Origin of the sequence: Billgrantia aerodenitrificans, assembly GCF_021404405.1 — a bacterium.
Taxonomy (GTDB): Bacteria; Pseudomonadota; Gammaproteobacteria; order Pseudomonadales; family Halomonadaceae; genus Halomonas; species Halomonas aerodenitrificans.
In genome coordinates this window covers 149,965-169,602 of record NZ_JABFTV010000002.1, presented here as the reverse complement: position 1 = coordinate 169,602, position 19,638 = coordinate 149,965, and the positions used below count along the sequence as shown (strand labels likewise).

At 65.8% G+C, this 19,638-nt stretch carries 14 protein-coding genes; 9 read left to right on the top strand and 5 right to left on the bottom strand.

Annotation, left to right across the window (positions count from 1 at the left end):
- Positions 1-975, bottom strand: coding sequence for a TAXI family TRAP transporter solute-binding subunit (locus tag HOP59_RS04100; protein ID WP_010629452.1), 975 nt, complete (start codon positions 973-975; stop codon positions 1-3).
- A gap of 131 nt (positions 976-1,106) precedes the next feature.
- Between HOP59_RS04100 and HOP59_RS04095 the strand changes: the two genes are divergently transcribed.
- The gene (locus tag HOP59_RS04095; protein ID WP_234252914.1) at positions 1,107-2,006 is read left to right on the top strand and encodes a LysR family transcriptional regulator; all 900 of its coding nucleotides are present in this window, start codon (positions 1,107-1,109) and stop codon (positions 2,004-2,006) included.
- Between the two features lie 21 nt (positions 2,007-2,027).
- Here the strand turns inward: HOP59_RS04095 and HOP59_RS04090 are convergent, their stop codons facing one another.
- Positions 2,028-3,317 carry a phospholipase D-like domain-containing protein gene (locus HOP59_RS04090; protein ID WP_234252913.1) on the bottom strand — a complete coding sequence of 430 codons (1,290 nt, stop codon included), beginning with the start codon at positions 3,315-3,317 and terminating at the stop codon, positions 2,028-2,030.
- 184 nt (positions 3,318-3,501) lie between these two features.
- Between HOP59_RS04090 and HOP59_RS04085 the strand changes: the two genes are divergently transcribed.
- The 4 genes from HOP59_RS04085 to HOP59_RS04070 all read left to right on the top strand — a co-directional run bounded on the left by HOP59_RS04085 (position 3,502) and on the right by HOP59_RS04070 (position 8,407).
- Positions 3,502-3,924 carry a GFA family protein gene (locus HOP59_RS04085; protein WP_010629455.1) on the top strand — a complete coding sequence of 141 codons (423 nt, stop codon included), beginning with the start codon at positions 3,502-3,504 and terminating at the stop codon, positions 3,922-3,924.
- A 92-nt stretch (positions 3,925-4,016) separates the two neighbouring features.
- Positions 4,017-4,502, top strand: a complete 486-nt coding sequence (locus HOP59_RS04080) for a peroxiredoxin (protein ID WP_010629456.1) — start codon at positions 4,017-4,019, stop codon at positions 4,500-4,502.
- Between the two features lie 85 nt (positions 4,503-4,587).
- Positions 4,588-5,922, top strand: coding sequence for a response regulator c-di-GMP phosphodiesterase, NosR family (nosR, locus tag HOP59_RS04075; protein WP_010629457.1), 1,335 nt, complete (start codon positions 4,588-4,590; stop codon positions 5,920-5,922).
- Positions 5,915-8,407, top strand: coding sequence for an EAL domain-containing protein (locus HOP59_RS04070; RefSeq protein ID WP_010629458.1), 2,493 nt, complete (start codon positions 5,915-5,917; stop codon positions 8,405-8,407). The genes nosR and HOP59_RS04070 overlap by 8 nt, the downstream gene beginning before the upstream one ends.
- 18 nt (positions 8,408-8,425) lie before the next feature.
- Here the strand turns inward: HOP59_RS04070 and HOP59_RS04065 are convergent, their stop codons facing one another.
- The 3 genes from HOP59_RS04065 to HOP59_RS04055 form a co-directional block, all read right to left on the bottom strand.
- A complete protein-coding gene (locus HOP59_RS04065; protein WP_234252912.1) occupies positions 8,426-9,490 on the bottom strand; it encodes an AI-2E family transporter in 1,065 nt (354 codons plus the stop codon).
- A gap of 126 nt (positions 9,491-9,616) precedes the next feature.
- On the bottom strand, positions 9,617-10,567 hold the full coding sequence (cobA, locus tag HOP59_RS04060; RefSeq protein ID WP_234252911.1) for a uroporphyrinogen-III C-methyltransferase: 951 nt from the start codon (positions 10,565-10,567) through the stop codon (positions 9,617-9,619).
- Entirely contained in the window at positions 10,527-13,364 is a 2,838-nt protein-coding gene (locus HOP59_RS04055) for a nitrate reductase (protein ID WP_234252910.1), read from the bottom strand. Before HOP59_RS04055 ends, cobA begins: the two co-directional genes overlap by 41 nt.
- Before the next feature lie 465 nt (positions 13,365-13,829).
- Between HOP59_RS04055 and HOP59_RS04050 the strand changes: the two genes are divergently transcribed.
- The 4 genes from HOP59_RS04050 (at position 13,830) to nirB (ending at position 19,611) form a co-directional block, all read left to right on the top strand.
- The gene (locus tag HOP59_RS04050) at positions 13,830-14,462 is read left to right on the top strand and encodes an ANTAR domain-containing response regulator (protein WP_234252909.1); all 633 of its coding nucleotides are present in this window, start codon (positions 13,830-13,832) and stop codon (positions 14,460-14,462) included.
- Positions 14,459-15,499 (top strand): CmpA/NrtA family ABC transporter substrate-binding protein, encoded by a 1,041-nt coding sequence (locus HOP59_RS04045; RefSeq protein ID WP_234252908.1) that lies wholly within the window; start codon positions 14,459-14,461, stop codon positions 15,497-15,499. Before HOP59_RS04050 ends, HOP59_RS04045 begins: the two co-directional genes overlap by 4 nt.
- Before the next feature lie 285 nt (positions 15,500-15,784).
- Positions 15,785-17,101: an NAD(P)/FAD-dependent oxidoreductase gene (locus HOP59_RS04040; RefSeq protein WP_234252907.1), complete on the top strand. Its 1,317-nt coding sequence runs from the start codon at positions 15,785-15,787 to the stop codon at positions 17,099-17,101.
- A complete protein-coding gene (nirB, locus tag HOP59_RS04035; RefSeq protein ID WP_234252906.1) occupies positions 17,098-19,611 on the top strand; it encodes a nitrite reductase large subunit NirB in 2,514 nt (837 codons plus the stop codon). The genes HOP59_RS04040 and nirB overlap by 4 nt, the downstream gene beginning before the upstream one ends.
- Positions 19,612-19,638: the final 27 nt, after the last annotated feature.

Sequence of the window (19,638 nt, the reverse complement as noted above, 5' to 3'; positions counted from 1 at the left end):
TTACTCGACGGGCCGCAGCGCGTCGGGAATCTCCAGGCCCTGCTCCTCGAAGTAGCGGGCCGCCCCGGCGTGCAGCGGCACGGTGCCCACTTCCAGTGTCATCTGCGCCAGATCGGCGTCGCGCACCGCGGAGAAGGCGTTGGCCTGGGGCTCGGGGTTTTCCATCACCGCCTTGACGATCTGGTAGGCGGTCTCCTCGTCGAGATCCGGATGGGCGTGTACGGCCACGCCGAAGGCCCAGGTGGTGTAGGCCGGAATACCCTCACCGGCACCTTCGGGCACGTCGATGATGGCCACGTCGGGCATCTCCTCACGCAGCGTGGCGGCCTGCTCGTCGGTGAGCGAGATCACGCTGATCGGGGTGAAGGTGGCGATGTCCATGCTCGAACCGTCGAGACGGTTGCCGACGCCGGACTTGGCCGAGCCCATCACCCGGCCATCCTTCATCGCATCGACGATGTCGGTGGTGGAACCGCGTACGTAGTTGGGCGAGATGCCGAGGGTACGCATTACCGCCTCGGTAGTCTTCTCGGTGGCCGAACCGGTGATGCCCGGGTTGAAGCGCACACCATCGAGGTCCTCGAGGGTCGAGACGCCGGCATCCTGACGCATCACCACGTTCTGCGGAGCGACGGTATAGACCCACAGCAGGCGGCTGTCGACCGGGCGGCCGTCGAAGTCCTCCTGGCCGGCGTAGGCGTGGTAGCCGGTGTTGGTGGTGACCAGGCCCATGTCGATCTGATTGCGACTCAGGCGGCGCAGGTTGTCGACGGTGGCACCGGTTTCCGCCACCGAGGCGCTCACGCCCTCGACCTGGCTGTTGATGATCTGGTTGACGGCGACGAAGTAGCCGTAGTGGCTCGACGAGCTGGAGGTCGAACCGATCAGCAGGCGCTCGTTGGCTTGCGCCATGCCCGCGGTAAGGAAGGTGGCGCTGGCGGCGGCGGCCAGCAGGGTCTTCAGCGTTGGCTTCATGAGTGGCTCCTTGGGCCCGGCTTGCGGGCTTGTTCTTGTCGTGTTGCACGTGGGTTTCCCCATGAAGCAGCTTGGATTGGGCCAACTATTTTGTATATTGAATTGTTTTTAAATTGTGTTTTACTTTCTAAATGAAACCCAGCATCAAGCAGCTGCGCGCCTTCGTCGCCGTGGCCCAGTCGAGCAGCCTGGCCGAAGCCAGCGAACGCATCCATCTCTCCCAGCCGGCGATCTCCATCGCCCTGCGCAAACTGGAAGAGGCAGTGGGCGGCGCGCTGTTCTCGCGCACCACGCGCCAGCTGACCCTGACCCCGGAGGGCGAGGCCTTCCTGCCGGTGGCGGTGCGTCTGCTCAACGACTGGTCCGAGGCCTTCGAGGATCTCGAAGAGCGCTTCTCCAAGCAGCGCGGCAAGGTCACCGTGGCTGCCCTGCCCACCCTGGCGGCGGGCCTGCTGCCGGGCATCATCGCCGCCTTCCATGCCCGCTACCCGCGCATCAACCTGAGCCTGCACGACGTGCTGGCCGAGCAGGTCAGTCAGATGGTGCGTGAGGGGCGCGCCGACCTGGGCCTTTCCGTGGCGCCCCACGACACCGAGGAGCTGGCCTTCGAGCCGGTGCTGATGGACCGCTACGTGGCGGTGTGCCCCAGCGGCCACCCACTGCTGGCACACGAGAGCCTGGCCTGGCGGCAGCTGGCCGGTCACCCGTTTATCGGCATCAACCGTCTCTCCAGCTCGCGCCAGGAGATCGACCGCATCATGGCCGAGGTGGGCGAGCCGCTCGAGATCCTCTGCGATGCCAGTCAGATCGCCACCGTGGGGCGCATGGTCGCCGCCGGGCTCGGCATCAGCGTGCTGCCGCGGCTCAGCTTTCGTCAGATATCCACTCAGGGCATCGAGTACCGGCCGTTGACGGCGCCGGACGTGGAAAGGCCGCTGGGTATCGTCATCCGCCACCGCCACCCGCTCTCGGCCGCCGCCGCCGCGCTGCGCATCCTGATTCAGGAACGTGCGCAGGAATCGCTCGGCTAGCTCCCCCCATGCGCCGCCGGCTCAATAATGCGCGCCGGCGATCATGCTCACCCAGCCCGCCAGGCGCTTGTGCCAGGGGCGCTCTTCCCAGCGCTCGACGGTATAGAGAATGGCGTCGTCGAGATCGTCCTCTACCAGGCCACGAACGTAGCGGGCGAAGTCCTCGTCGTAGACGTTGACGTTGCCCTCCTTGTTGATGCGAAACGAACGGTTGTCGATGTTGGTGGAGCCGATGCTGGCCCAGCGGTCGTCGATGCTGATCAGCTTGGCGTGGTACATGGCAGGCTGATACTCGTAGATCTCCACTCCTGCTTCGAGCATGGGGCGCCAGCGGTTCACCGAGGCATGCCGGACGAAGCCGTAATCGATGCTGTCGCCGGGCACCAGAATACGCACCTCGACGCCTCGCTCGGCGGCTTCGGTCAGCGCATCGAGGAAGCTTGGGTCGGGGTAGAAATAGGCCGAGGAGATCGTGATGCGCTCCTGGGCGGCAGCGATGGCGTACTTGAACATCATGCGAATCCGATGCATGCCCTCGCGAGGCTTGCTGCTGACCATCTGCATGAGCAGCTCTCCCTGAGGTTCTAGCTCGGGGAAGTAGTCTTCGCCGTGCAGCAGCTCCCCGCTCGCCTCGAGCCAGACCTCGACGAAGGCCGCCTGCATGTTGCCCACTACCGGTCCGGTAATGCGGAAGTGGTGGTCGCGGTAACCCGGCGCGTCGTCTTCCGGCAGCCAGCTGTCGGTGACGTTGGCGCCCCCGGTAAAGCCGATTTCACCATCGACGATGAGCAGCTTGCGATGGGTGCGGTGATTGAACTGCGGCAGTTGGTACCAGGCCGGCTCGCGCCAGCGAATCACCTCCACCCCGGCCTCCTCCATGCGTTCGAGATGTTCCTCCTCGGCGGGCATGGTACCTACGTAGTCGAGCAATGCGCGTACGGCCACGCCCCGCTCGGCCGCCTCGGCCAGCGCGTCGGCGAAGGCCGCCGCCGCCTCGTCACCAAAGAATTCGAAAACCTCGAAGTTAATGGAATGTTGCGCCGCAGCGATGGCGTCGAGCTTGGCCGCATAAATCGCCTCGCCACCCTCGATATGGTCGATACCGTTGCCGCCAACGAGGGGATGCGGAAGGATCTGTCCCAACGACCGCATGAAGCGTGGGTCGTCGAGGCCATGATCGATCACTATCGGCTCGACCAAACGTTTGGGCTTGGGGGTGAGGTTGGACATCATGACCGCACCGATCGCGAAGAGTAACGCAACCGTCAGTGCAGTGGCTCCTATCCATTTGAGCTTCTTGCGTCGCTGCAATGTGCCGTCTCCCTGACGTCATTTGACTCTACACACCGTAGCAAACATCGCTCCCTCGCCTCTGGTCAGGCAGCGTTGGATATCCATCCATACAGTTTGAAAAGGAGACGAGTGGCCTGGCGCCGGTATGGCTACACTGCTGGAGTCGGTAACCCTTTCCGTCGTGTAACGCAGGAGAAAATGGATGATGGATGGAATGAACGCGCGCGGCAGCTGCCTGTGCGGTGCCGTCAACGTGGCGGTGGCCGCCCATAAGCAGAATGTCGGCGCCTGCCACTGCAGCATGTGCCGCACCTGGGGCGGCGGGCCGCTGCTGGCGTTGGAGTCGGTCAGCGACATCGAGATCGAAGGCGAGGAGAACGTCACCGTCTATCCATCGTCGGACTGGGCGGAGCGAGGTTTCTGCAAGCGCTGCGGCACCCACCTCTTCTACCGGCTGAAGACCGGCGATCACTATGCCGTTCCGGTAGGCCTGGTGGATGGCGGCGAAGCCTGGACCTTCGACACCCAGATCTTCATCGACCAGAAACCCGAGTACTACCGTTTTGCCAACGAGACCCACAACATGACCGGCCAGGAAGTCTTCGATGCCTATCAGGGCAGTTGAAACTCGCTACATTCGGCAACGACCCTGATCCAGGAATTGCTCTACAGTATCCAGGCGATGCCAAGACCCCATCCCCAGACAAGGAGCTGCCCATGCCCATTTCGGTAGGCGACAAGATCCCCGACGTAACGATCAAGACCATCGGCCCCGACGGCCCCGAGGATATCTCCACCGGCGACATCTTCAGCGGCAAGCGCGTGGTGCTGTTCGGCGTACCCGGGGCCTTCACGCCGGGCTGTTCGAATACCCACATGCCAGGCTTCGTGATCAAGGCCGACAAGGTGCTGGAAAAAGTGGATACGCTGGCCTGCATGTCGGTCAACGACGCCTTCGTGATGCGCGCCTGGCAGAAGGATCAGAACGCCCAGGCGATTCTGATGCTGGCCGACGGCAATGCCGAGCTGACCCGTGCCCTGGGCATGGAGAAAGACGCCAGCGGCGCCGGCATGGGCATCCGCAGCCTGCGCTTCGCGCTGATCGCCGAGGATGGTGTCGTCAGCTACGTAGGCATCGATACCGAACGTGGCGTGATCGACAAGAGCAGCGTCGATACCATTCTCGAGCACCTCCCGGGCTGAATTTCCTAAAGCTTCCTCTTCATCTGCCGATAAGTGTTAATAAAGCCGTTTCGGCACAGTTCTCACCAGGATGGGAGGAAGCTGCATGGAAGACGTGGCACAGGAACCCGTACCCGCCAGGCTGCTACTGGTCGACGATGAACCCAATGTGCTCGCCTCGCTCTCCCGAGTGCTGCGTCATGAAGGGTATGTATTGCACACCGCAGAAAATGGCCCTTCCGCCCTGGCGATACTCGAACGCGAACCGATCGATCTACTGCTCTGCGACTTCCTGATGCCCGACATGGACGGCGCCGAGCTGTGTACACGGGTTCGCCAGCAATGGCCGAACTGTCAGCGCCTGTTGCTCACCGGTCAGAGCGATCTGGCCGCTACCGTGCGTGCCATCAACGACGGTCACATCTATGGCTATCTGGCCAAGCCCTGGGACGACGATGGGCTACGCCTGACCCTGCGTCAGGCCCTTCAGCATCAGCACGCCGAGAGTGAGAGAAAGCGGCTGGAAGCACTCACGCGAACTCAAAACCAGGAGCTCGCCGCGCTCAACGCGACGCTGGAGCAGCGCGTCGAAGCGCGTACCCAGGAGCTCAAGCAGACCTCCGACATGCTGGAAGTGGCCTTCCAGGAGCTGCGCAAGAGCTACGTGACGGCCACCAAGGTCTTCTCGTCACTGCTCAGTCAGCGTTTCCCGCCGCGCTATCAAACCAATGCCAAGGTAGGCGCCCTGGTACAAGCCTTCGCCACAGAGCACGGCCTGGACGAAAAGCTGCAGCATGAACTGGAACTGGCCGCCGCCCTCTACAACTTGGGCAAGCTGGCCTGGAGCGACCGCATGATCGCTTCCCCCGCCGAGCAGCTCACGGGCGAGCAGCGCGAACTCTATCGCCGTTACCCGACCACCGGGGAAAACCTGCTGATGTCCCTGGAGCACATGGAAGGGACAGCACGGCTGATTCGCCATCACCGAGAGCACTGGAACGGCAATGGCTTTCCCGACCGACTGCAGGGCGAAGCCATTCCCTATGGCTCCCGCCTGCTGGGGCTCGCCGTCGACTTCATCGAGCTGCAGCGCGGCATGATCCTGCCGCAGCAGGTGACTCGCCCACGTGCGCTGGAACTGCTGCGCAAGTTCAGCGGGCGCCTCTACGACCCCAGCCTGTGCCGGGCTTTCATTGCCCTGTGCCAGGACAAGGCGCCCGACCTCGAAAGCCATGGCCGCCCAGTGACGGCACTGGAAACCCGCCAGCTTCAGCCCAGGATGGTACTCGCTCAGGACATTCGTTCCACCAGCGGCATGCTGCTGCTGCATGAGGGCAAGGAGCTCACGGCCCACCTGATCGAGAAGCTGATGTTGCTCGAAGAAGCCGAGAATCAGCGCTACACGATCCTGGTGTATCGCGAGGACAAGGACGATGAGTAACGCTCTCGAGCTTCAGCTTGCAAGCTGCCAGGAGCAGTGCAAGCGCCTCGAGGCGCGCCTGAATCGCCTACTGGAAAGCATCACCGATGGCTTCATCAAGGTGGACAAGGAGTGGTGCATCACCAACGTCAATCCGGCGGCTGAGCGCATCATCGGAAGCCCTCGGGAAGCGTTGGTCGGCCAGCTGCTGTGGGACGCCTTTCCCGATGTCAAGGGCACCCGCTTCGAAACGGAGTATCGTCGCGCCTTCGACGAGTCGGTACCGGCCAGCTTCGAGGCCTATTATGCCAAGCTCGATCTGTGGGTGGAGGTGAACGTCCACCCCAACGAAGAGGGGCTGGCGATCTATTTCCAGGACATCGGCCAGCGCAAGAAAGCCGATGTAAAGCTGCGCATCCTCGAGCGAGGCATCGAATCCAGCGTCAACGGCGTGGTCATTGCCGATGCCCGCGCGCCCGACCTGCCCATCGTCTACGTCAATGCCGCGTTCGAACGCATCACCGGCTACAGCCGCGACGAGGTCATGGGGCGTAACTGCCGCTTTCTGCAGGGCGACCAGCCCGACCCTGCCCTGGGTCAGCGCATTCGTCGCGAGCTCGACGCACAGCGCGATTTCCACATGACCCTGTGCAACTATCGTAAGGATGGCTCGCCCTTCTGGAACGATCTACACATTTCTCCGGTGAGGGACGATACGCAGCAGATCAGCCACTACATCGGCATCCTCAACGACATCTCGGCGGAGCGGGAGTACGAATCGCGGCTGGCCTATCATGCCGACCACGACGTTCTCACCGGCCTGGCCAATCGCCACTATCTGGAGCGGCGCCTGCGCCAGAGCTGCACGCCCTCGCCGGGGCAGCCGCAGCGTATCGCCCTGCTCTACCTCGACCTGGACGATTTTCAGTCGATCAACGACAGCCTGGGTCACGAGCAGGGCGATCGCATCCTGATCGAAGTTGCCGCCAGACTGGTGCAGCAGGTGCGCCGCAGCGATACCGTGGCGCGCATTGGCGGCGATGCCTTCATCGTGATGCTGCCCGAACCGGACGACATCATCGCCATCGTCGAACGCCTGCTCACAGCCGTCGCCCGCCCCTATCTCATCGACCAGCGCGAGCTGCATCTCACCGCCAGCATCGGCATCGCCCTGCACGATGGCAGCGGTGCACCCGACCAGCTCATTCAGCAGGCCGATCTGGCGATGTACCAGGCCAAGCGCCGCGGCCGCAACACCTACTACTGGTTCTCGCGCGAGCTCGATGACAGAGTCAGCCATCGCGTTGCCTTGCGCAGCGCCCTGCAGCGCGCCATCGACGAGGGTCAGTTCGAGCTGCACTATCAGCCGCAGTTCCACGGTGCCAGCAGCCGCGTGGTCGGCTACGAGGCGCTGATTCGCTGGCACCATCCCGAGCGTGGTTTCATCCCGCCGGGAGAATTCATCGGCCTGGCCGAGGAAACCGGCCAGATCGTCGCCATCAACGACTGGGTCGTGCGCACCGCCTGCCAGGACAATCGCCGCCTCATGGACATGGGGTTGGGGCAGCTCCCGATGGCGGTCAACCTTTCGCCGACGCAGTTCCATCGCAGCGGGTTCGTCGAGGCCGTGCTGGCCATGCTGGAAGAGACCGGCCTGCCGGCCGCCCTGCTGGAGCTGGAGCTCACCGAGAACATCCTGATGGACAGCACCGACAAGGCCATCGAGACCCTGTCCGCCCTGCGCCAGCATGGTATCGGCGTGGTCATCGACGACTTCGGTACCGGCTTTTCCAGCCTGAGCTATCTCAAGCATCTGCCCATCGACAAGATCAAGATCGACCGCTCCTTCATCAAGGATGTGATCAGCGACCATCGCGATGCCGCCATCGTCCAGGGCATCATCGCCATGGCCAACCGCCTGCAGCTCAAGGTCATCGCCGAGGGGGTCGAGACGCAGGCTCACCATGCCTATCTCAGCAGGCTCTGGTGCGATCTCTTCCAAGGCTTCTACTTCGCTCGCCCCATGCCCTTCGACGATCTGGTCGCGTTCATGAGAGAACATAACGCGAGGGCTCACGAGACCGACCTTGCCCAGCCCGACGCCTCGACCCCGACGATCCTGCTGGTCGACGATGAGATCAACGTCCTGCGCGCCCTGACCCGCACACTGCGCCGCGAGGGCTACCGCATCCTGACCGCTAGCAGCGCCCAGCAGGCCTTCGAGCTGCTGGCCACCGAGGAGGTTGCCCTGGTCATCAGCGACCAGCGCATGCCCGAGATGAACGGCACGGAGTTTCTCAAGCGCATCAAGGCACTCTACCCGCGAACGCTGCAGATCCTGCTCTCCGGCTATACCGACCTGAAAACGGTCACCGAAGCCATCAACGAGGGCGCCGTGTACAAGTTCCTGACCAAGCCCTGGGACGATGACGAACTGCGCCTCATCGTGCACCAGACCGTACGCGAGGCCGTCTCACTGCACGACGATACCGGTCGAGGGGGATAGGCGTGAGCCGGCCGCCCTCTAGCGCCCGCCGAGAACCTCGATGTCGTCCCCCAGCACGTCGTTGATGTAGAGCGCCTGCAGCGTGACCACGGCAACCACCGCAAGGGGCGTCGAGAGAATCACGCCGGCCACACCGGCCACGGCCGCCCCGGCCAGCTGCACGATGACGGTATAGGCGGGTGGCAGTCGCACCAGCCCCTTGGCGGCCAGCGGCATCACCAGGTTCGACTCCAGGGTCTCGACCACGAAATAGAGAATCAGGGCATACAGCGCCAGTTGGGGCGATTCGAGAAAGGCGATCAGGATCGTCGGGATGGCACCGATGATCGGCCCCAGGTAGGGAATGAAGGTGAACAGCCCCGCCACCAGGCCAAGGGCGCCAGCCATGGGCACGCCGAGCAGGACCAGCCCCAACGCCACGGAAACGCCCACGAACACCATCGAGACGAGCCGGCTCAGCAGCCATAGGCGCAGTGCCCTGCCCTGCATGCACAGCACCTGGGCCAGCCGGTCGCGTTTCGCGGGCGGGCACAGCAGCAACACGTTGCCGATGTACTTGGCCGGGCTGAGCACCAGATAGAAGCCGATCAGCAAGATCAGGAAGAAGCTGGCAATGGCGCCGAAGGTGGTGGCAAAGAAATTGGTGAAATAGTCGATGACGGGCTCGCCGATCAGTTGCGCCGGCTCCTCCACTTCCGCCATCGCCGTTTCGATGCCGGGCAGCTCACGGAAGTTGTTCAGGAACTGCTGGAACGCCTGGGGCAGTTCAGCCACCAGTTGCGGCAGCTGCTCGCCGATACGTGGGCCAATCAGCGCCCCCAAGCCCACCATGCTCAGGCAGATCATGAGCAGCGCCAGCAACAGCGCCCAGGGTCGACTCAAGGGCAGATAGCGCTGACACAGCCGCACCGCACCGTCGATGGCCACGGCAACCAGAATGCTGGCAAAGACTAGCAGCATCACATCGATGAGCTGACTGGCGAAGAACAACAGCACCGCCACCAGGCTGGCAAGCCCGATGACGATCAGCGTGCGTCGGGTGAAACGTGAGAGCGCACTCTCGTTCCGCTCGATTTCTTGCATGGCAGCTCCTTGCCGTGAGAGAGGGCATCCAGCCCGACTGCGTCGAGGTCGAGAATCAGCCTAGTCCCCTTCAGCGAGCTGCGCCTAATAAGCAGAAGCTGCGAGCGTGTTCTTGAGTGACGAGCGTTACGGTGTCGGCGGCGCTGCCAGAGCCTTGTCTCCGGCGGCGGGGGTCGTCTCGGTCATGCGCACCACGCTGCCGACCACGATCAGGCAGGGCGAAGGCAGCGGCGAGGCGGCCAGTTTGGCGGGCATGTCGGCCAGGGTGCCCACCAGCGAGGCCTGTTCGGGCAGGCTGGCGTTGGCCACCAGCATGATCGGCCAGTCGTCGGGCAGCCCGTTGCGCCGCAGCCCGGCGCAAATAGCCTCGACCTTGGTCAGCCCCATGTAGAAGATCAGCGTCTCGTCCTGGCGCGCCAGGGTGGCCCAGTCGGGCTCGCCGTCCTTGCGGCACAGCTGGGCGGTGATGAAGCGCAGCTGCTGGGCGTGGGCGCGGTCGGTGAGCGGAATGCCCATATCGGCCGCCGCCGCCGAGGCGGCGGTGATACCCGGCACGATCTCGGCCTGAATGCCGCCCTCCGCCAGCGCAGCGAGCTCCTCGCCCATGCGACCGAACACGCCGGGATCGCCGCCCTTCAGCCGCACCACCGATTTCCCTTCCTGTGCCAGCTTCACCAGCAGCGCGCCGATCTCGGCCTGGGGCACACTGTGGTGGCCGCGCTCCTTGCCCACGTAGTAGCGCTCGTGGCCGGCGGGAATCAACGCCAGCACGTCGTCGCCCACCAGGCGGTCGTAGACCACCGCATCGGCCTGTTGCAGCAGGCGCGCGGCCTTCAGCGTGAGCAGCTCGACGTCGCCGCTGCCCGCCCCCACCAGGTAGACGCAGCCGGCACGACACTCACCATCCAAGGTCACGGTGGGCGCCGGCGTGGTGCGCGATCCACCGAACGGCGAGCGCACGATATGGCCGAGGCCATGCAGGCGCGACAGTGCCGCCTGCCCCAGCGCTTTCGGCAGCAGCGCCTTGAGCCAGGCCTCAGGCGACAGCAGGGTCTTCAATTGGCTCAGCGAGCGCATGGGCCTTCTCCTCTTCGATCAGCGATTTCAGCTCGGGAATGCAGCTTCCGCACTGGGTGCCACAGGCTAGCCGGGCGCCCAGCGCCTCGACGCTGTCGTCGCCTTCACGGATGGCTCCTAGGATAGCGCGTTGACCCACCTGATGGCAGCTACACACCACCGGTCCCTGATTGGCGGCGCCATCGTCGCAGCCGGCCAGCAGGCGGCGGCGGTGCTCGGCGGCCATGCTCTCGCCACTTGCTGCTTCGCCGAAACGCTCGGCGAGCCAGGCCAGGTTGGGCAGCTCCTTGGGCGGCCCCGACATGAACCACCAGCGCAGGCGCCCGGCGTCATCGACCCCCGCGGCACGCAGGCGCCCGCTAGCCGGGTCGGTGCACCACAAGGTGGGCGGCACCGGCAGGGTCGCCTCGAGCCAGCTCAGCCACTCCGGCGAGGCGGTTTCCATTTCGCCGCGGGCCATCTCACCGTGGGCCATCTCGCCGTGGGCGCTCTCGACTTCGCCACTTGCGCTTTCAATTCCGCCACCGGCGCTTGGCTGACCGCCGGCCAGCTGCCAGCGCTGAGCGGCGCCCAGCGGAATCCGCGCCCAGTACTGGCTGCGGTCGCACCAGCGCGATTCGGCCACACCCAGGTCGTCCGCCACCAGCAGGGTAGCCTCCCACTCCACCGGCAGCGGCGCCAGCGCCACCGCCCCGTGCTTGGATTCCGGCTGGCCGGAAACCGGGTCGACATGGTTATCGATCAGCGCTCCGGAAAAGGCCGATCCGCTGAAATGGCCGTTCCAATGCATCGGTACGAACACCTCGCCGCGGCGCTGCCCGCGCGACACCCGCACGCGGCCGACATAGCGACCGCCGACACCCTGCAGGCAGGCCAGACCCTGCTCTTCCACCCCCAGCGCAGCGGCATCTTCCGGGGCGATCTCGATGAACGGCTCGGCACGGTGGTTCATCAGCCGCGGCGAGCGGGCGGTGCGGGTCATGGTATGCCACTGGTCGCGAATGCGCCCGGTATTGAGCCGCAGCGGGCGCGCTGCGTCCAGCGCCTGAGTCGGCGGACGCGAACGCACCGGCACCATCCGCGCCAGCCCATCGGGCGTGGCGAAGCGGCCGTCGGTGAAGAGTCGCGCGGTGCCGCGGGGGGCAGCGACATTGACCGGCCACTGGATCGGCTCTAAAGCATCGTAGGCGGCGCGGCCGAGCCCGGCCAGGCCGGAAATGTCGAACAGCCGCCGCCGCTCACCCGGCCCCTCGCCGTTCTCGAAGCCGGAGAGCCGGGCGTGCTCGTCGAAGATCTCGCTGGGGTGGGTGTAGCCGAAGGCCTCGCCGAAGCCCAGCCGCTTGGCCACCTCGCACAGCGCCCACCAGTCGTGCCGGGCCTCGCCCGGCGGTGGCAGGATGCCGCGCTGGCGCGAGATGCGCCGCTCGGAGTTGGTCACCGTACCGTCCTTCTCCGACCAGCTCGAAGCCGGCAGCACGATATCGGCATAGGCCAGCAGGTCGGCATTGGCCATGCAGTCGGAAACGATTACCAGCGGGCATTTCGCCAGCGCCGCGCGTACCCGGTCGGTACGCGGCAGGCTCACCGCCGGGTTGGTGGCCATGATCCACAGCGCCTGCACCTCGTCGCGCTCGATGGCCTCGAACAATGCCACCGCCTTGTGGCCTGGTCCTTCGGGCAGGCACGGCACCAGCCCCGCGGTGGTCCAGAAACGCGTCACGCGGTCCCGCGCCCCGGGGGTGTCGTAATCCATGTGGGCGGCCAATTGGTTGGCCAGCCCGCCCACCTCGCGCCCGCCCATGGCGTTGGGCTGGCCGGTGATCGAGAACGGCCCCGCCCCCGGCAGGCCGATCTTGCCCCCGGCCAGGTGGCAGTTGATGATGGCGTTGCCCTTGTCGGTACCGCTGCTCGACTGGTTCACCCCCTGGGAGAACATCGTGACCACGTGCAGGTGGCTGGCAAACCAGTAGAAGAAAGTCTCCAGACGCTCCGCATCCAGGTCGCAGTCGGCGGCGATGGCTTCCACGCCGGCATTCTGCTCCTGCGCCGCGGCCAGCGCCTCCTCGAAGCCCTGGGTATGCGCCTCCAGATAGACCCGGTCGAGCTTGTTGCGCGCAGCCATCCACGCCAGCAGCCCGGTGAACAGGCGGGCGTCGCTGCCCGGCTTGAGCCCCAGGTAGAGGTCGGCGAGCTCGCAGGTGTCGGTCACCCGCGGGTCGATCACCACCACCCGCAGCAGCGGGTTGCGCTGCTTGGCCACCTTCAGCCGCTGATAGAGCACCGGATGGTTCCAGGCCAGGTTGGAGCCGACCAGCACCACCAGCTCGGCCTCTTCGAGATCCTCGTAGCAGCACGGCACCGCGTCGGCGCCGAAGGCGCGCTTGTGGGCCGCCACCGCCGAGGCCATGCACAGGCGCGAATTGGTATCCAGGTGAGGCGTGCCGAGAAAGCCCTTGAACAGCTTGTTGGCAACGTAATAGTCCTCGGTGAGCAACTGCCCGGATAGGTAGGCAGCAAGTGCTTCGGGACCGTGGGCATCGCGCACCGCCCCCAGGCGGCTGGCCACCGCATCCAGTGCGGTGTCCCAATCGCTCTCCACACCGTCGACGATGGGCCGGGTCAGGCGACCGCCATGACCCAGCGTCTCGTGCAGGGCCGAGCCCTTCACGCACAGGCGGCCGAAGTTGGCGGGGTGCTGCGGGTCGCCCTGCACGTCGACGATCTCATTCTTCTCGACGCTGGCCACCACGCCACAGCCAACGCCGCAGTAGGGGCAGGTGGTTCGGGCTTCGCGCATGTCGATCTCCTCTGGAGCACTCTTGAAACGACGATCTCGAAACGACGACGCCCGCCAACGCTTCCCCGGATATAGCTGTGGGAAGGTTAGCGGGCGTCGTTGCCGCTCGGGCGCTGACGGTGCGCCCATGTCGATATTTACTGATGTGTATCAAGCAGAAAGCGTGCCATGGCGAAAATAACCATCCCCTTTCAGGCAGATGTCACGCTTTGCCTTCCCGCCCAGCGTCGTGCTTCATGCTGCTTCGCACCATGACCCGGCGCCCCGGCACGGCCATGCACCAGGCTGGTGCCGAGTGGCCAATACCGCTGCCGCCGTGTGGCCTTTCACTCACCAGGAGAGTGGCGCCTGGCGGGCGCATGGGCGTGAAAATGCGCAACTGGAATATCTCTTGCATGTTTCTTGCCAGGTACTCGGTAGCGAAACCAGAGCCAGACCCGATAACGCCAGACACGAGCGACGCCTATGCCCTCACCCCTGAACATCCTGCTGGTCGACGACGAGGTAGTTCGCGCCGCCATGGTCGAGGAGGCGCTGATGGCCGAGGGGCACCGGGTCATCTGCCGGCTGACCAGCCCCGCCAGCCTCAACGAGATGGTCGCGCGCCACCAGCCCGACGTGGTGATCATTGACATGGAGAGCCCCGACCGCGACACCCTGGAGAGCATGGCCCTGCTCAACCGCGAGAACCCACGACCGGTGGTGTTCTTCGCCGATCAGCACGACTCCGACATGCTGCAGGCCGCGCTCAAGGCCGGGGTCAGCGCCTACGTGGTCGACGGCCTGGTGCCCGAGCGGGTCAAAGCCATCGTTGAGGTGGCCATTGCCCGCTTCGACTCCTTTCACAGCATGCGCCAGGAGCTCGACAAGGCACGCAACCAACTGGCCGAACGCAAGCGCATCGAACGCGCCAAGGGCCTGCTGATGAAGCATCAATCCTGCGACGAGGAGCAGGCCTACCGCATGCTGCGCAAGCTGGCCATGGACCGTGGCCAGCGCATCGCCGAGGTCGCCGACAGCGTCATTGACGTTCTCGAACGCCTGAACCTGACATCGCCCCAGGGGCGAACCGCCGACAAACGGGGTCCCCGCTCATGAGCCACCCGCACCATCACGCCACCTCGCCGGAACTGGAACGCCTCACCCTCGGCTTCGTGCCGCTGCTCGATGCCGCCCTGCTGATCGTCGCCCGTGAGCGCGGCTGCTTCGCCGATCAGGGGCTCGACGTCTCCCTCTCGCGGGAGAACGCCTGGGCCACCCTGCGCGACAAGGTCGCCGCCGGCTTGCTCGACGGCGCCCAGATGCTCGCCCCCATGCCGCTGGCCATGAGCCTGGGGCTGGGCCGGGCGCCCTGCGACACCCTGGCCCCGCTGCTGCTCAGCCGTAACGGCAATACCGTGACGCTTTCTGCAACGCTGAGCGAGGCCAGCGGCGCGACGCTAGGCGACGCCCCGGTCGTCAGCGCCTTGGCACTGGGCAACTGGCTGCGCGGCCCCGGCAGCGGCAAGCGCCCCCGCCTGGCCATGGTCTATCCCTACTCCTGCCAGCACTATCAGCTACGCGAATGGCTGACCCTCGGCGACATCGACCCTGAGCGCCACGTGGAACTGGTGGCCCTGCCACCGCCGCGCATGGTGGAGGCATTACGCAGCGGAGAGATCGACGGCTTCTGCGCCGGCGAGCCCTGGGGCACCCTGGCCCGGCACTGCGGCGCCGGACGGCTGGTGGCCACCGGCGACCAGCTATGGCCCGACCACCCGGAGAAAGTGCTTGGCGTGACCCGCTCCTGGGCCGAGCGCTACCCGGCCACCCTGGGCGCCCTGCTGCGCGCCTTGGTAGCGGCCAGCGAATGGCTGGCCGCCTCGCCGGAAAACCGCCGCCAGGCGCTGGCATGGCTCGCCCTGCCGCCCTACCTGGACCATTCAGTACGGCACCTCGAATCGCTCGGACTCAACGCAGCGCCCATTCGGCAGCGCCTCTACGGTACCGGCATGCTGCGCCCCACCCCGCAGGATGCACTGCACTTCGCCGAGCCCATTGCCCGACAGCTGGAAGCCCAGGGCGGGCGCTTCTCGCCCGGTCAGTTGGCCGCGTGCTACAGCCCTGTGCATTTCGATGCCGCAACGCACCATTGATGTGCACGGCCGGTATGGACCAATGTCCGTACCGGCCCTGCTCAGCTATCCCAGCCCAATGAAATAGAAGAGAAAATCATCCGCCAGGCACATCCTGGCCGGCTTCTTGAAAACCGATGGGCAAACGGCGATCAAAGAAGGTCGCCACACACAGCAAGCGACAACGACGTCTCTGCGCACCCGGTTCGATCATCGCATCGACAGGGGCAGCGCCGAGGCGTCGTTGCGTTTGTGCCCAGCCACTGGGCCACCACCACGACAAGCGCAGCGAAAGGAGGTGTTCGCATGCCACAGCGACATCCCGAGACATCGGCAACCGACCGTCTGGTCATCGTCGGCAACGGCATGGCCGGCCACCGCCTGGTCGAAGCGCTGCTCGCCCGGCCCGAGCGACCTGCGATCACCGTGATCGGCGCCGAAACCGCACCGGCCTACAACCGCATCCTGCTCTCACCGCTGCTGGCCGGTGAAATGGAGCGCAGCGCCCTGATCCTGCGCAGCGCCGAGTGGTACGCCGAGCAGGGCATCGAGCTGGTGCTGGGCGAACGGGTGGAGAGCATCGACCGCACCTCACGGCGGCTGACCACCGACGCCGGCCGCGAACTCGACTACGACCGCCTGGTGCTGGCCACCGGCTCCACCCCGGCCCGCCCGCCGGTGCCGGGGCTGGAGCTACCCGGTGTGCACGTTTTCCGCGACCTGCACGATGCCGACGCCCTGGCACGCGCCGCGGAAGCCGGCCGCAACGCCGTGGTGATCGGCGGCGGTCTGCTCGGCCTGGAAGCGGCGGAAGGGCTGCGCAAACGCGGCATGCAGGTGAGCCTGCTGCAGCGTGAAGACCGCCTGATGAACCGCCAGCTCGACCTCACCGCCGCCCGGCTGCTGGAAAGCGAGCTGCGCGGTCGCGGGCTCGACATTCACACCGACGCCCAGCTCGAGCGCCTGGAAGCCAATGCCGAAGGCCAGGTATGCGCCGCCCTGCTCGCCGACGGCACCCGCCTGGCCGCGGACTGCGTAGTGGTGGCCATCGGCATCGTGCCTCAGGCCGAGCTTGGCCGGGTGGCCGAGCTCGAGGTCAACCGCGGCGTAATCGTCGACGAGTGGCTCACCACCAGCGACCCGGCCATTTACGCCCTGGGCGAGTGCTGCGAGCACCGCGGCAATCTCTACGGCCTGGTCGAGCCGATCTGGCGCCAGGTCGAAGTGCTAGCCGACAAACTCTGCCGCGCTAACGCCGAGCGCGCTAGTGCCGAGCGTGCCCAGGGCTACGTCGAGAAACCGACCGCCACCAAGCTCAAGGTAAGCGGCATCTCGCTCTACGCCTTCGGCCCCACCGAGCCCGAGCCCGAACACGAAGTGCTCAGCTATCGCGACCCCCAGCAGGGCGACTACCGCCGCCTGCTGCTGCGTGACGGCCGCCTGGAAGGTGCCGTGCTCTACGGCGACACCGCCTCCGGCCCCTGGTACTTCGAGCAGGCCCTGGCCGGGCGCGATCTCAGCGACTGTCGCGCCGCCCTGCTGCTCGGCGCCGCCGACGCCCAGGCCCTGCTCGACGACGCATCGAACGAATCACCGCAACGCCCCGCGAAGGAGGCCGCATGAACACGCCCGTCAAACCGCAACTGATCGTCATCGGCAACGGCATGGTCGGCCACCACCTGGTCGAGCAGCTGGTCGAGCGCGGCGCCACCGAGCGCTACGCCATCACCGTGTTCGGCGAGGAGCGTCACCTGGCCTACGACCGCGTGCACCTCTCCGAGTATTTCAGCGGCCGCGACGCCGCCTCGCTCGCGCTCTCCACCGCCGACTACTACGCCGAGCACGGCATCGAGCTGCGCCTGGGCGAAGCGGTATTCGCCATCGACCGCAATACCAGCGAGGTGGTCACCGACCAGGATCGCTACCCCTACGACCGCCTGGTACTGGCCACCGGCTCCTACCCCTTCGTGCCGCCGATCCCCGGCAATGACCGTGAGGGCTGCCTGGTCTACCGCACCCTGGAAGACCTCGACGCCATCCGCGAAGCCGCCGAAAGCGCCGCCACCGGCGTGGTGGTGGGCGGCGGCCTGCTCGGTCTGGAAGCCGCCAACGCCCTTCGCGGGCTCAACCTCGACACCGCCGTGGTGGAATTCGCACCGCGGCTGATGCCGATGCAGGTGGACACCGAAGGCGGCGAGCTGCTGCGCGAGAAGATCGAATCGCTGGGCGTGCAGGTGCTCACCGGCCGCGCGACCCAGGAGATCGTCGACGGCGAACGCAGCCGCCACCGCATGGTGTTCCAGGACGAAAAAGTGCTGGAAACCGACCTGATCGTCTTCTCCGCCGGCATTCGTCCCCGCGACGAGCTGGCCCGCGACTGCGGCCTGGAGATCGGCGAGCGCGGCGGCGTGGTGATCGACGACAACTGCCTGACCAGCGACCCGGCCATCCTCGCCGTCGGCGAAGTGGCGCTGTGGAACAACAGCATCTTCGGCCTGGTTGCCCCCGGCTACCAGATGGCCAAGGCCGCTGCCGCCACGCTGCTAGAAGGCAACGAGCCCTTCAAGGGCGCCGACATGAGCACCAAGCTCAAGCTGATGGGCGTCGACGTGGGCTCCATCGGCGACGCCCACGGCGACCGTACACCCGGAGCACGCCAGTTCCGTTTTCTCGACCCGCTCAAGCAGCAGTACCGCAAGCTGGTGGTCTCCAGCGACGGCAAGCGCCTGGTCGGTGCCATGCTGGTGGGCGACAACAGCTACTACGACACCCTGCTGCAGTACTACGCCAACCGCATCGAACTGCCCGAGGACCCGGCCTCGCTGATCCTGCCGGCCGGCAGCAGCGCCGCCCCCGCGCTGGGGCCGGACGCCCTGCCGGACACCGCCATGATCTGCTCATGCCACAACGTCACCAAGGCGGATGTATGCGCATCCATCGACGGCGGCGCGGTGGATCTCGGCGCGGTGAAAGGCGAAACCAAGGCCAGCACCGGCTGCGGCGGCTGTGCCGCCCTGCTCAAGACCCTGGTGGATCACGAACTCGAAAGCCGCGGCGTAGAGGTCGACAAGTCGATCTGCGAACACTTCCACTACACCCGCCAGGAGCTCTACGACATCGTTCGGGTGGAGGGCATCAAGACCTTCAGCGAGCTGATGGAGAAGCACGGCTCCAAGGTGGGTCACGGCCTCGGCTGCGACATCTGCAAGCCAGCGGTGGCCTCGATACTCGCTTCCTGCTTCAACGAGCCGATTACCGACGCGGCCCACATCCCGCTGCAGGACACCAACGACACCTTCATGGCCAACATGCAGAAGAACGGCACCTACTCGGTGGTGCCGCGCATCGCCGGCGGGGAGATCACCCCCGACAAGCTGGTGGTGCTGGGGCAGGTGGCGCAGAAGTACAACCTCTACACCAAAGTGACCGGCGGCCAGCGCATCGACCTGTTCGGCGCCCGCCTGGAAGACCTGCCGGCCATCTGGGGCGAGCTGATCGAAGCCGGCTTCGAAACCGGCCACGCCTACGGCAAGTCGCTGCGCACGGTGAAATCCTGCGTGGGCAGCACCTGGTGCCGCTACGGCGTGCAGGACAGCGTGGGCATGGCAATCCGGCTGGAGCACCGCTACAAGGGCCTGCGCGCGCCGCACAAGATCAAGTTCGGGGTTTCCGGCTGTACCCGCGAGTGCGCCGAAGCCCAGAGCAAGGACATTGGTGTGATCGCCACCGAGAACGGCTGGAACCTGTACGTCTCCGGTAACGGCGGCATGCGCCCGCGCCACGCCGAACTGTTCGCCACCGACCTCAGCGACGAAGAGCTGTTCCGCTACATCGACCGCTTCCTGATGTTCTACATCCGCACCGCCGACCGCCTGCAGCGCACCTCGGTGTGGCGCGAGAATCTGGAAGGCGGCCTGGACTACCTCAAGGAAGTGATCCTCGAAGACAGCCTCGGCATCGGCGAAGAGCTGGAGCGGCAGATGCAGGCCGTGGTCGACACCTACGAGTGCGAATGGGCCAACGCCATCAGCGACCCGGAGAAACTCAAGCGCTTCCGCAGCTTCGTCAACGACGCGCGCCCGGATCCGGACATTATCTACACCACCGAGCGCGGCCAGCTTAGGCCAGCCTAAGGAGAATGGCGGCGCCCAGCGCGCCGC

Bases quoted from the DNA above. Each gene is read 5' to 3' on its own strand.
- HOP59_RS04100 (WP_010629452.1), bottom strand. From the start codon at position 975: ATGAAGCCAACGCTGAAGACCCTGCTGGCCGCCGCCGCCAGCGCCACC.
- HOP59_RS04095 (WP_234252914.1), top strand. From the start codon at position 1,107: ATGAAACCCAGCATCAAGCAGCTGCGCGCCTTCGTCGCCGTGGCCCAG.
- HOP59_RS04085 (WP_010629455.1), top strand. From the start codon at position 3,502: ATGATGGATGGAATGAACGCGCGCGGCAGCTGCCTGTGCGGTGCCGTC.
- HOP59_RS04080 (WP_010629456.1), top strand. From the start codon at position 4,017: ATGCCCATTTCGGTAGGCGACAAGATCCCCGACGTAACGATCAAGACC.
- nosR (WP_010629457.1), top strand. From the start codon at position 4,588: ATGGAAGACGTGGCACAGGAACCCGTACCCGCCAGGCTGCTACTGGTC.
- HOP59_RS04070 (WP_010629458.1), top strand. From the start codon at position 5,915: ATGAGTAACGCTCTCGAGCTTCAGCTTGCAAGCTGCCAGGAGCAGTGC.
- HOP59_RS04065 (WP_234252912.1), bottom strand. From the start codon at position 9,490: ATGCAAGAAATCGAGCGGAACGAGAGTGCGCTCTCACGTTTCACCCGA.
- cobA (WP_234252911.1), bottom strand. From the start codon at position 10,567: ATGCGCTCGCTGAGCCAATTGAAGACCCTGCTGTCGCCTGAGGCCTGG.
- HOP59_RS04055 (WP_234252910.1), bottom strand. From the start codon at position 13,364: ATGCGCGAAGCCCGAACCACCTGCCCCTACTGCGGCGTTGGCTGTGGC.
- HOP59_RS04050 (WP_234252909.1), top strand. From the start codon at position 13,830: ATGCCCTCACCCCTGAACATCCTGCTGGTCGACGACGAGGTAGTTCGC.
- HOP59_RS04045 (WP_234252908.1), top strand. From the start codon at position 14,459: ATGAGCCACCCGCACCATCACGCCACCTCGCCGGAACTGGAACGCCTC.
- HOP59_RS04040 (WP_234252907.1), top strand. From the start codon at position 15,785: ATGCCACAGCGACATCCCGAGACATCGGCAACCGACCGTCTGGTCATC.
- nirB (WP_234252906.1), top strand. From the start codon at position 17,098: ATGAACACGCCCGTCAAACCGCAACTGATCGTCATCGGCAACGGCATG.